This is a genomic window from Flavobacterium azizsancarii (assembly GCF_027980145.1).
Taxonomy (GTDB): Bacteria; Bacteroidota; Bacteroidia; order Flavobacteriales; family Flavobacteriaceae; genus Flavobacterium; species Flavobacterium azizsancarii.
Window position 1 is genome coordinate 1 of record NZ_JAMZNK010000024.1, and the last position, 12,192, is coordinate 12,192.

8 protein-coding genes are annotated in these 12,192 nt (G+C 35.0%); 1 reads left to right on the top strand and 7 read right to left on the bottom strand.

Annotation, left to right across the window (positions count from 1 at the left end; translation table 11 throughout):
- Positions 1 to 182: 182 nt before the first annotated feature.
- Both NJT12_RS14510 and NJT12_RS25165 read right to left on the bottom strand, forming a co-directional pair.
- Positions 183 to 1,568, bottom strand: a complete 1,386-nt coding sequence (locus NJT12_RS14510) for a CocE/NonD family hydrolase C-terminal non-catalytic domain-containing protein (RefSeq protein ID WP_271336635.1) — start codon at positions 1,566 to 1,568, stop codon at positions 183 to 185.
- Positions 1,508 to 1,639, bottom strand: a complete 132-nt coding sequence (locus NJT12_RS25165; RefSeq protein ID WP_414655395.1) for a CocE/NonD family hydrolase — start codon at positions 1,637 to 1,639, stop codon at positions 1,508 to 1,510. Before NJT12_RS25165 ends, NJT12_RS14510 begins: the two co-directional genes overlap by 61 nt.
- Positions 1,640 to 2,182: 543 nt before the next feature.
- Between NJT12_RS25165 and NJT12_RS14515 the strand changes: the two genes are divergently transcribed.
- Entirely contained in the window at positions 2,183 to 3,109 is a 927-nt protein-coding gene (locus tag NJT12_RS14515) for a LamG domain-containing protein (RefSeq protein WP_271336636.1), read from the top strand.
- A 242-nt stretch (positions 3,110 to 3,351) separates the two neighbouring features.
- Here NJT12_RS14515 and NJT12_RS14520 read toward each other — a convergent pair whose 3' ends face one another.
- The 5 genes from NJT12_RS14520 to NJT12_RS14540 all read right to left on the bottom strand — a co-directional run bounded on the left by NJT12_RS14520 (position 3,352) and on the right by NJT12_RS14540 (position 12,184).
- Positions 3,352 to 4,743, bottom strand: coding sequence for an endo-1,4-beta-xylanase (locus tag NJT12_RS14520; RefSeq protein WP_271336637.1), 1,392 nt, complete (start codon positions 4,741 to 4,743; stop codon positions 3,352 to 3,354).
- Positions 4,744 to 5,007: 264 nt separating this feature from the next.
- Positions 5,008 to 6,111 (bottom strand): hypothetical protein, encoded by a 1,104-nt coding sequence (locus tag NJT12_RS14525; protein WP_271336638.1) that lies wholly within the window; start codon positions 6,109 to 6,111, stop codon positions 5,008 to 5,010.
- Positions 6,112 to 6,119: 8 nt separating this feature from the next.
- Positions 6,120 to 7,643: a RagB/SusD family nutrient uptake outer membrane protein gene (locus NJT12_RS14530; protein WP_271336639.1), complete on the bottom strand. Its 1,524-nt coding sequence runs from the start codon at positions 7,641 to 7,643 to the stop codon at positions 6,120 to 6,122.
- Between the two features lie 60 nt (positions 7,644 to 7,703).
- The gene (locus NJT12_RS14535) at positions 7,704 to 10,808 is read right to left on the bottom strand and encodes a SusC/RagA family TonB-linked outer membrane protein (RefSeq protein WP_271336640.1); all 3,105 of its coding nucleotides are present in this window, start codon (positions 10,806 to 10,808) and stop codon (positions 7,704 to 7,706) included.
- Between the two features lie 452 nt (positions 10,809 to 11,260).
- Positions 11,261 to 12,184, bottom strand: a complete 924-nt coding sequence (locus NJT12_RS14540) for a response regulator (RefSeq protein WP_271336641.1) — start codon at positions 12,182 to 12,184, stop codon at positions 11,261 to 11,263.
- Positions 12,185 to 12,192: the final 8 nt, after the last annotated feature.

Consider the following 12,192-nt stretch of genomic DNA (forward strand, 5'->3'; position numbering starts at 1 on the left):
CCTGCGCAGATGGTACTGCAGTTATGTGGGAGAGTATGTCGTCGCCTTTCTTTTGAAAACCCTGTTTCTAGCGAAACAGGGTTTTTTGTTTTACAAAATACTGCAGTAATGCGCGAGCCCCGATAGCTATCGGGAGTCTGTCGGGATCAACACGAAAACGGATCAAACGCAAAAGTTGGGGATTAACCAAAAAGATTAGATAATCTGAATAAGAAGAAATCTATTTTACGCACTCCTCTAATTTGACTTCTAAACGCTTTTACTTTAGCATTAAAAGATTCTGCTGAAGTATTTATACTTCTATTATCAAAATAGTTTAAGGTTGATTGGTAATTAACTGTTATAGTATTTAAAAGGATATTAAAATTTTTAAACCCTGACTCCTCTACATATTTGCCACCTGTGTGCAAAATATGAACGCCTTTGTTATTGGTGATACAACCTGGAGTCCCCGGCATCACAGAACCAATTTCGTCTTTACTGCTTATCATCACACGCAGAGTATCTCCTTCGTTATATGTCATACCAATAGGACTAAGTACAATATTCAATTCTACGATTTCTTTTCCTGAAAGCTTTTCTGCGCGGTCAAAACTGTATGCGGAAATTTCATCAGTAGAAAGGATTGGATCTAAATGTCTGGCAGACGCTCCGTCCTGAGTAAAATCCTGTAAAGCGGCATTGCGGTTAGGTACTACAAATTCGCTCAGTACATTGCCTAATTTGTCAATTTTCTGTACCCATACAAATACATCCATATCATCGGTGTTTTCTGCTTCCATAAAGAGTTTTACTTTTGGATAACCAATAAAAGTAGTTTCTTTTTCAAAAACAGTGTGGAACGATACACGGCAAGGCAAAGCCTCAGGAAAATAGCGTAATGGCAATTCATTATCATCGGCATTTAATTGTAAAGTTCTTGTTCTGCCGCTGAAGTAATAGCGCTGTAATTGGGACTCTCTAGGAGGAAAAGTTTCAGCAATAAGCCCTGTTTTGTTGTTAGCCTGAAAATCCAAAATTGAATAACGTACAGTGGGTGTTTTCTCCCATCCATTTTGTTTTCCTAACAAATAATAATCAAAAAACTTACGTAGTTCCTCAGTAGATTCAGCATTGTAATAATCAGGGCATTCCTGAGTATCATGAATACGCAACCATTTTTCTTTAGAACCAATAGAACGCCATGAGCGGAAAGTTCCCATTGTATGCAATGTATTCGAGTAACTTGCCACAACATAAGTAGGCACGGTAATTTTAGAAACATCGGCAACTTTGTCTTTCCACAATTCAGCATCTGCTAAAGGGTAAGCTTCCATTTCGACAGTCATATCTTCGCGTTTTGCTTCGGTTGCGCTTACATGATTTATCTGCAGACGGTGAAGGAAATTTGGATCAGGAATCCCGCCAATATAAGCTAAATCACGATAAGCATCCTGCAAACCTTCCGTTGGACTTATACAAGTAAGATGTGGTGGTTGACCTGCAGCAATAAACCATTGTGAAAACGCTAATATGAAGTTCCTGATAAGGCTGTTTTTTGGTTGGACCAATCTTGTACTGTCAGCCATTCTATAAGATCATAACAATCTTCTGCTTCCTGAGAACCAATCATGGTTATATCGCCTTCACTATGTGCAATTCCGCGGGCGTCAGGATTACAAACAGCATAACCGTGCTGAACTCAATAGGCAGGATCAGGCGCTTCAAACTTGGTTAAACCCGAATTATTCGTTCTAAACAAAAATAATGGTGAAGTGATGATTGAAAAGAAAATAAAAGGCAAAGCAGGGATTTCGGGAATAACAATTTTGAATGATAAATTTATTTTTCGTGCGGTGGTGGCTATGTTTATGAATGTAAAGTGAAGTAATCTATTGTTTAAAATATTTCTGATTTAAATTATATTAAAAAGTCCTGATTTTCATTAGGACTTTTTTTATGGAGAAAATCCACTTTTAAAACACATCACTCTTATTTTAATTTTAATTGAATTGTAGATTATATTAATCCATTGTGTCTTCTTCTAATCTTATCAGTTTCTCAATATTTAATACCTGCGTACATCATTTATGATATGTTTTGCATCAAATGGGATACTTTTTTTGTATATATAAACTTACTTTTATAATCATAAATCCGAATAAATACTTTACTATAATTATAAATTTAACCACAAAAAACGATGAAAAAATTAAGTCTGTTATCATTAACACTAACGTGTGTTTTAGGATTTGCATCCTGCTCAGATAATGCAACACCTGCAGCAGAGAATCAATTGGCAAACGCAACTGCAACTACAAAAGGCAGTACGAACAAAGTGGCCGGTGCGCCCTGGGTAAAACAATTTGAAGATACATTTGATGTAGGTTCCAGTCTCTCACAATGGACAAAAGAACAACGAGCGGATTACAATTCCTGGTATTGTGACTATTATAGTTCTGTGCCCACCACGCAATGGCGAGATGGAAAACAATGTTTAGAAATCAAGACCACAAAATTAAGCACGTACAAATATCAATCTGGTTTTATTACGTCTAATTACCAATACAAACCAGAAAACAATACGGAATATATGCTTTCTGCTAATATTAAATTAATAGCCATGGACGGTGGAACTTACAAGTCTTTTACAGAAACTTATGGCGCGTGGCCCGCTTTTTGGTCGGTTCAGGGAAATGCCTGGCCAACACAGGGAGAAATTGATATTCTGGAAGGATATTCTTTTGCGCCTAACGCAAGTCGTTATACTTCGAATATTTTTTACGGAACTTCTACGGGAAATAACCAATTAGGAAACTCAGCCGAAAGAAATTATCCTGCTAATTTTGATATTAACGGAAATGGAGGATGGCATTTATACGAATCTTTCTGGAAGATGAAAGATAATATAGTAACAGTAACAATCAAGGTAGATAATGTGACTGTTTCAATCTATACAAATAGTGGTGTATCGAACCTTAATTTAAATAATTTCGGGAAGCATTCGATTATTTTTAATGTCAATGTGGGATCAAAAGATTCTAATTTTATAGATCCTAATAAAATAAACTTATTTACAACTGTAATGATGTGGGTTGATGATGTAACAGTCTACAAAAGACCTATTTAAAATACAAACACGAATTGCACGAATTATCACTAATTGGTTTGTGAAAAATAATTTCACAAACGGGGTCTACCTTTTTAAATTAGTACTGATTCGTGTAATTTATGTTTCTTATAGATTTTAATATAAACACGAATTACACGAATTGTCACTAATTAGTTTGTGAAATTAATTTCGCAAACCAGGTTAATACCCTTAAAAATTAGTGTTAATTCATGAAATTCGTGTTCATTATAGATTTATATTTAATCTAAACCTTCAAGAAATCCTGTATGGGAGCTTTTGATGGCAAAATTTGCATCATACAATAAAGGCCAGTCATTTCCTGCGTGGTTTAGTTCTGTACTGTACGGAATCCAGGATTCATTATCCTTCATTCCCCAAACCGTTAAAGCATATTTATTAGCTTTAGGAAGGGCATTATAAATTTTCACGATCTCTTTGTATTTTTCTTTTTGCGCCAGTCTTCTTTCATTTGTAAAAGCAGCAATGTCATTCGATTGATTTACTTGAATATCCAATTCAGAAACGTGAATTTTCAATCCTTTTGCTACTGCTCTGTTAAGATCAGTTTCTATTTGAGCTTTGGTTGGGCTTAAATACGTATTGTGCATTTGAAAACCAAGACCATCAATAAGATTACTTGCTTTTAAATCATCTGTAATGGTAAAAACCCGGTCTTGTTTTGCGATATTAGTTGAAGTTGCATAATCATTATAAAACAATAACAAGTTGGTATCGCCTGCAGCAGTTGCCGCATTTCTAGCCCATTGAAAACAGTCTTTGATGTAATTAGGTCCCATTCGTTTAAGGAAAATAGTATTTCTCATGTTACCGCCATTATCGTCTGCAGCTTCATTTACCACATCCCAGGATTTTACTTTTCCCGCATAATGCGTAACCACATCTGTAATGTATTTTTTTACTTCTGTCGTAAATTCAGCATCAGTTCCTGCAAAATCCTGTAACCATTTAGGAACCGAATTATGCCATACCAAAGCATGACCGTGAACATTGATAGCATTTGCATTTCCATAAGCGACAATTTTATCTGCTACAGTCCAGTTGTAAACACCACTTGCAGTAGAAATTTGATCCATTTTCATTTCATATTCGGCAGAAATACTGCTGAATTCATTTTTCAAAATAACAGCATAAGGACTGCCGGCAGTCAATTGTGAAGCTTTTACCGCCATACCTACAAAAAACGGATTGGTGACTTTATTGGCTTTTACTTTTAGAAAAGTAGGATCTTCAGGAATACTGCTTGTACCTGTAGTTACCACAGAAATAACATTTGAATACGCCGAAATTTCTGTCTCGTTTTTGGCTCTGACTCTATAAAAATATTGTGTGCCGCCATCTAAACCAATGACAACTTCGTTTAAATCAGTTACTGGTTTTGCATTGTAATTAGATACAAAAGTGGCGAAATTTTCGCTGGTAGAAACATCCAAAAGATAGCTTTTAGCATTAGAAACGTAATTCCATTTTGCTCTGAAACTAGCATCGTTTACATCTTTTGGTGCGTTTGCAACAGGCAATTCTAAAGTATTGGCCATTACATTGTCATCTTTTGAACAAGAGTTTAAAAAAAAGACAAGGCTGGTGAACACAAGTAAAATTTTATTTTTCATATTGTTTTTTATTTTAAAGTATTAGCATTATTCATGCAATTACTTGTATTTATAGTTTATATAAGAGCACAAGTGAAAAAGAAACACGAATTGCACGAATTGACACTAATTCGTTCGTGATATTAATTTCACAAACTAAAATGACCCATTTATAATTTGTGCAAATTCGTGTTCAATATTTCATAGCTCCACTGTAGTAAAAAGAGACTGCTTTTAAAAACAGCCTCTTTTTTAGTTTTAAAAATTAAAACACAAAACCATTAATTATTGGTAGCGAATTTTAATATTATCAAATTTTATTACGCTTGGATTTGGTGTATCTCCTTGCGCAATTCCAACTTTAATTTCATTGATTTTAGAAGGATCTAATGTAGCGGCTGAATTCGAACCAAAACCATAATTGTCTTTAAAATCAGCTATTGATATTGTTTTTGTAGTCCAGTTAACATCGGTTATTTTAAAATTATAACCGTAATCTTTTCCATCAATGGTATTCAATTGAATGGCAAATTGAGCGCCTGCAACATTCCCGCTTACATCAATATCTATAAAAGCTTTTGTTGCATCGTTATTAGCTGCGCTTAGAAAACTAGCTCCGCCACCGGCACTGCTTCCATTGTAACCATTGGCAGTTGAACCAACCCATGATAATGCGGCATAATTACCAGTTGGTCCGCCTGTGGTATTTGCATTAAAACTATCCATATCACCATACGCACTCCAATCGCGTCTTGTACCAGCTCCGTCAAAATCAGACACAAGAATTGATGTTGCAAATTCTATTGTTTTTTTTGCTGAACCTCCTGGTGTACTAATTACTAATTCTGATCCGGAAACTGCATCCGCAGGTAAACCAATAATAATGGATGAAGATGAATTGACAGAATAACTGAGTGATTTACCTCCTAAGGTTATCGAAGAAACATTATAAAACCATGTGCCTTGTATTTCCAGTGGAAAACCCGGAGTTGCTACAGCCGGAATTGTTTTTGTAATAGTAGGAACGGGTTGTAAAATCTCAATATTTTTAGTTACTGATCCGGATGCTGTTACAAATGTGATGGGTTGTACGCCAAATCTGCTTCCTAATTTTTCATCAAAAGGAATGGTGAAAATAAACGCTTTATCTGAGTTATAGTTGGGATTGAAACTGATATCAATTTTATTATCGAGCGTGATTTTTTTCAATCCTGTTAATCCTGTTCCTTCGACTCTTATTTTAGTTAGAGGAAAGGTTTGGTTGAGTAAATCGCCCGGTTCTGCAACCATTGCATCTACATTTGCGGTAACTGCGTCATCGTTTTGACAAGCCGTGAAAGAAGCAAATGCCAAAAGAATTATAATTGTATATTTTATTTTATTAATCATAGTATAAATTAATTAAAGTTATAAGGAACAGGAGGTTCTAGTAATGATGGATTAGTATCAATAGCAGATTGCGGTAATGGCAGTTCAAAATAATTGCTTCCCGGAGTGATCTTTACAGAAATCAATTGGGTTCTGGCATCATCAGAATAAAAACCAACTTCCTGATTTGAGATAATTGCTGTTGCTTCGGCCAGACCGCGGCGTTTTAAATCGAAGAAATATTGTCCTTCAAGGGCAAATTCAATTCTTCTTTCCTTAAACAACTCATCTCTGGTAAGTATTGTTTTAGTTGATAATCCTGCTCTTGTTCTCACTTCGTTAAACGCGCTTAATGCAGATGCATTAGTTGTAGAAGGCGCTCCGGCCAAAATCGCTTCGGCATGCATTAATAAAACATCTGAATATCGTAGTATAATCGTGTTTTGTGAAGTCTTCATAAAGAAAACATCGTTTCTTTCTGCTGCAGAACCTACAATGTATTTTCTGAAATTGGCTCCTGTCGAAGAGAGGATTTTTTTATACGTGAAACCTCCTTTATTTTTTAATAATTCAGGATAAAAGTCGCCATCGGTCATGATCGTGCTCTTTTTTCGGGTATCCTTTGGTTCAAAATCACTTTGCAATGAAATAGAAGGCAGGTGAACTCCCCAACCGTCGCCACCGCCAGTTATTCCTGTACCTCCGGGAACGATATAGGCCTGATTTGTATTTTGAGTTCCCCATTCGGTAGCAATAGCTTTCCATTGCAAGGCAAACATACTTTCGGGACTGTTATTGTTTTCAGGGCTGCTAAATAAGTTGCCGTAATCCTGAATTAACGAATATTGTTTTCCCATAATTTTCTGGGTCAAATCTGCACATTCTGTGTATTCTTTTAAAGTCAAATGAACTTTTGCAAGAATTCCCATTGCCACCGTTTTAGTTACATATCCTTTTTTTACCGAAGTATCAGGCAAGTTTTCGATAGCATATTCTAAATCTTGTTTTATAAATTTATAAACATCTGCAACAAGATTTCTTTTTGGCTGAGCGGCGGTTCCTGCTTTGCTAATAATTGGCACGGCTCCAAAAGTTCTTACCAAATAGAAATAGGCATTTGCTCGCATAAATCGTGAGATGGCGATCGAATTTTTATAGGATGCTTCCGGCAATTCGCTTTTTCTGTCTTCAACCAGACTCATTAAATTATTCGATTGATCGATCACCGAAAACAACGAAACATATCCTTCTGTCAGGATTGGATTTTGTGAGGTTACCTGAGCATCTTTAAACTGAGCATAAGCACCATCGAATGTAAAAGCGTTTCCGGCATACATATCGCCAACGGCAATCAGGAATTTATCATTAAAAGTAAACCAGGGCTTAAAATATAAACTCTCGGCAATACCATCAAAAGCCGTAACGCCTTCCGGTAAATCGGCCGGTGTTAATTGATTTTCAGATGGAGCATCCAAAAATTCATCAGAACAGGAAAACAAAGAAAGCAATGGTATCAGCATTACCATCAGAAAAAGTTTTAGGAATTTTTTCATAACTATTATTTTTATTTTAATGACTATGAATCATTAAGTTAATTGTGTTTTATCTCAATTTTAGAATTCTAAATTCAAACCTACAGAAGTAGTTCTTGGTACTGGATATCTTCCTAAATCAATACCGCTCAATGTTATATTTTGATCTAAATTTCCTAAAGCAGGATCAAAACCGGAGTATTTTGTCCAGGTATATAAGTTTTGAACATTGACATACAATCTCACTTTTGTAATAATTGATTTTTCGAATATTTGTTTTGGTAAATCGTAGCTCAACGATACATTCTGGATTCTTAGATAAGAACCATCTTCAACAAATCTGTTCGAGATTCTGCCGTTTCCGTTTGGATCGTTTAGGGTAATTCTTGGCACATCTGTATTTTCGTTTACTCCCGCTTCAAAAGCATTTAAAGCCTGAGTGGTCACATTTGCATATCGATCTCCAAATCCGGGATAAATTCCATCAGTATAATGACGGGTAAAGTTGTAGATTTCATTGCCTTGGCTTCCGGTTAAAACAACAGATAAACTAAGGTTTTTGTATTTGAAGTTATTGGTCAATGAATACGTAAAATCCGGAATTGCACTTCCTAAAGCTGTTTGATCTTTAGCATCAATTTTTCCGTCGCCATTAAGATCTTTAAAACGGATATCGCCAATTCCTGTTCCTGTTTCCTGAATTGGTCCTGCAGCTAACTCGGCAGCATTTTTAAATAATCCATCAGTTACATATCCGTAAAACTGACCAACCGGCTGTCCTTCTGTAGTTCTGGTTACGTTGTATAAATCGAACTGTACTTTGCCCAATAAAGCTTTTCCTGCTCCTTGAAAACTAGTAAGTTCGTTATTATATTTTGATAAAATAATCGTACTGTCCCATGTAAAATTCTCTGTAATAATATTTCTTGTATTCAAGGTAAATTCAACTCCTTTTGTTTGAATTTCACCTGTATTCAAATAATAATTAAGGGCACTTTGATTTGATTCATCATTGATTTGTTTGGTCAGGAAATCAGAAGATTTTTTGACATAATAATCAAAATCTAATTTTACCCTGTTATTAAACATTCCTAATTCAAAACCAACGTTAAACGATTTCAATGATTCCCATTTAATATCCGGGTTCCCTAAATTATCAATCGTTGGCGATACACCGCCAAACGGAGACGCCGTTAGCGATAAAATGGTCTGGTATCTGTTTGCCGGAATATTTTGGTTACCTACTGAACCGTAACCTGCTCTGAATTTTAAATAATTTACAGTATTTGATAAAGGCTCAAAAAACTTTTCGTTACTCACTGTCCAACCTGCGGCAAATGAAGGGAAATAACCCCATTTATTATTAGGTCCAAAGTTTGACGAAGCATCTGCTCTTAAAGAAGCCGAAAAAGAATAGCGATCAGAAAAACTATAGTTTAATCTCGAAATATAAGAAGTCATCGACCATCTTCCGGAACCATTTCCGTTTACTGCGGTATCAATATCACCTATATTTAAGTTAGGAAAATCTTTGCTTAAAAAATCCCCGCTTCTGTAACCGCTCAAATATTCGTAGCGACTTTCCTGCGCTTCCTGACCTAGCAAAAAGGTAAAGCTGTGTTTTTCGTTAATGGTTTTATTGTAAGTCAAATAATTTTTAAGGCTCCAGTAATAACTTTGATCCTGTTGTTTGAATGATTTATTTAAAAGTTCAGATACAGTTCCTAAAGTATAAGCAGGTGCAAAAGAACTGCTTTTTGCAAAATTTAAGTCATATCCCAATTCACTTCTAAAAACCAATCCTTTTATAAGCGTAAAATCAGCAAAGAAATTTCCGTTGACTTTATATCGTTCTGTTTTTGCATTATTGTATTCGGCCAAAGCAATTGGGTTTGTTGCTTCATTTGCAGAGGAACCTATACCGCTTGCAGGACCAGCATAAGAACCATCAGCATATCTTACCGGTAATTCTGGAGATTGTCTGAGCGAATTCATCACTAAACCGCCACGATCATCGTTACGGACTACTTTTTGAGAGGACCTGCTCAATGACATATTGTTGCCAATTTTTAACCACGATTTTACATTCGAGTCTACATTTAATCGCATAGACATTCTGTTGAAATCGGAGTTTAGAACAACACCTTCCTGATCAAAATAATTCAAAGAAGTATAATATCTTGTTCCGTCTTTTTCACCGGAGAATGACAACTGATGATTGTACATTGTTGCGGTTCTAAAAAGTTCATCCTGCCAGTTGGTTCCTTTACCTAATAAATTTGGCTTTTGGTATTGATAAGGAACAGGCTCGCCATTTAGTTTGAAAATTTTAGCCTGATACGCTGCATATTGTGGTAAATTCAAAACATCAACATGATTTGTCACTTCCTGAGTTCCCAAATACGTTTCATAGGCAAAAGTCGATTTTCCTTTTTTTCCTTTTTTGGTTGTAATCAAAACAACACCGTTTGCACCATTTGCCCCGTAAATTGCTGTAGAAGATGCATCTTTTAAGATATCAATAGATTCAATATCCGAAATATTCAAACTGGATAAAGCTGAATTTTTTGTTTGACCGTTTCCACCGCCTAATGCGCCAAACGAAAATGAATCATTGTTTTTATCCGCAAAAACCGGAGTTCCGTCAATAACATACAAAGGTTCGTTACCATTGATCGAAGTAATTCCCCTAATCTGAACCGAGATTCCACCTCCTGGCGTACCTGAATTTTGTGTTACATTTACACCTGCAGCTTTACCTACAAGAGCCTGATCGATAGAAGTAAAAGGTTTGTCCTGAATTTCTGATGCTTTAATAGAAGAAATGGCGCCATTAATATCTTTCCTTTTTGAAGTTCCGTAACCAATAACCACTACTTCATTTAGTTTTTCCAGATCATTGATCATAGCAACCTGCATTACAGATTTTGTATCCGCTGGCAGGGATACATTTTTGTACCCGATATAACTAAAAGTCAATATAGATTTTGGTTCTACATTGTTTAATACAAAACCACCGTCAAAATCAGTGGAGGTTGCATTTTTTGTTCCTTGTACTATTACACTAACACCCGGCAAGCCCATTCCGCCTGATGTTACTTTTCCTTTAACAGTTTGTGCGAAGAAAAAATTTCCCCACATACATACTATTAAACACAATAGTTTTTTTAATGTTTTTTTCTGCATAAAATTTGGTCGTTAAGTTTTGATAATTAGTTAGTTTTTATTTCAAAATATTAAATAGTAACCTCTTTTGTCAAGCGAATTATGAGGGAATGACAAGCAGTATTATTTCTTAAATATTTCTTAACGAAAGTAAAATGTAGCGGTCTGCTATTATAGAACGGATGAAGCATATTGTACAACATTTGATGCAAAAAAAGCTGTAAATGCACTATTGGCAAGAAAAGAGACTACTATGACATTTGAACAGCTTGTCAAGTATTTGCTAAGTTTTTAGCTTTAAAAATATTTTATGTTCAAAAAATGAGCAGAATATTTTTTATATGTGAATATTGATTTGAATAGGAAAGACTAATTATTGAAAAAATTGACTTACAAAAAAAAGAGCTTCAATTTTTAAAAATTGAAGCTCTTTTAGCTGGATTTTGCTTTCAGTAGATTGTTTTTTTAACGTCTTATTCTTTTATTCTTTTTTCATGCGTAGGCAAATACCCGTATTTAATTTTATAACATTTCGTAAAATAGGAGGGAGAAGTAAACCCAACTTTATAGCTTATTTCATTAATATTATTGTTTCCTTTCTCGATCAGTTGTTTGGCTTTTTCCAGTCGAACATTTCTAATAAACTCATTGACTGAAACACCTGTTAATGTTTTTATTTTTCGATACAATTGACTTCTGCTCAGGAAAATTTTAGAAGATAATAATTCTACACTCAATTCAGGTTCGCTGATATTTTCGTTTATAAATGCAAGGATTTTTTGAATGAAATCATTATCCAGCGAAGTTGTTTTTTCTTTCCCGTCTTTTGTGATTCCGCTGTAAAATTTCTTAAACATGATTTGCCTGCTTGTAATAAGCTGTGCCAAACTCGATTTTAAAATATCCAGTTCAAATGGTTTGCTCAAATACATATCTGCGCCGGAATCGATGCCTTCTAATCTGTCTTTTACCATTGCTTTTGCCGAGAGCATTAATAACGGAATATGACTTGTTTTTAGATCTCCTTTGATGTTTTTGCACAATTGCAACCCATCCATTACGGGCATAATAACATCTGTAATGATTAAATCCGGTAATTTCTGAACAGCAAGTTCATAGCCTTTTTGACCGTTTTCGGCAACAATAACTTTGTATAATTTGCTGAGTTCGTGTTTTAGATAATTTCTTAATTCAGGATTGTCTTCAACAATCAAAATAGTGTAGGGTTTTGTGGTTTCGACAACATCATTTTCTGCGATTTGATTTGTACTTTCATTGTCGTCTGATTCATTATTAAAAGATTCAGACAGAAATTTGTTTTTACTTTTTTCAACTTTAAAAACAGCATCCACTATTTCGCTTTTCTTATAAAAAGATTTACCTAACGGAAATGTCACCGTGAATT

Bases quoted from the DNA above. Each gene is read 5' to 3' on its own strand.
- NJT12_RS14530 (WP_271336639.1), bottom strand. From the start codon at position 7,643: ATGAAAAAATTCCTAAAACTTTTTCTGATGGTAATGCTGATACCATTG.
- NJT12_RS14535 (WP_271336640.1), bottom strand. From the start codon at position 10,808: ATGCAGAAAAAAACATTAAAAAAACTATTGTGTTTAATAGTATGTATG.
- NJT12_RS14520 (WP_271336637.1), bottom strand. From the start codon at position 4,743: ATGAAAAATAAAATTTTACTTGTGTTCACCAGCCTTGTCTTTTTTTTA.
- NJT12_RS14525 (WP_271336638.1), bottom strand. From the start codon at position 6,111: ATGATTAATAAAATAAAATATACAATTATAATTCTTTTGGCATTTGCT.
- NJT12_RS14510 (WP_271336635.1), bottom strand. From the start codon at position 1,568: ATGGCTGACAGTACAAGATTGGTCCAACCAAAAAACAGCCTTATCAGG.
- NJT12_RS14515 (WP_271336636.1), top strand. From the start codon at position 2,183: ATGAAAAAATTAAGTCTGTTATCATTAACACTAACGTGTGTTTTAGGA.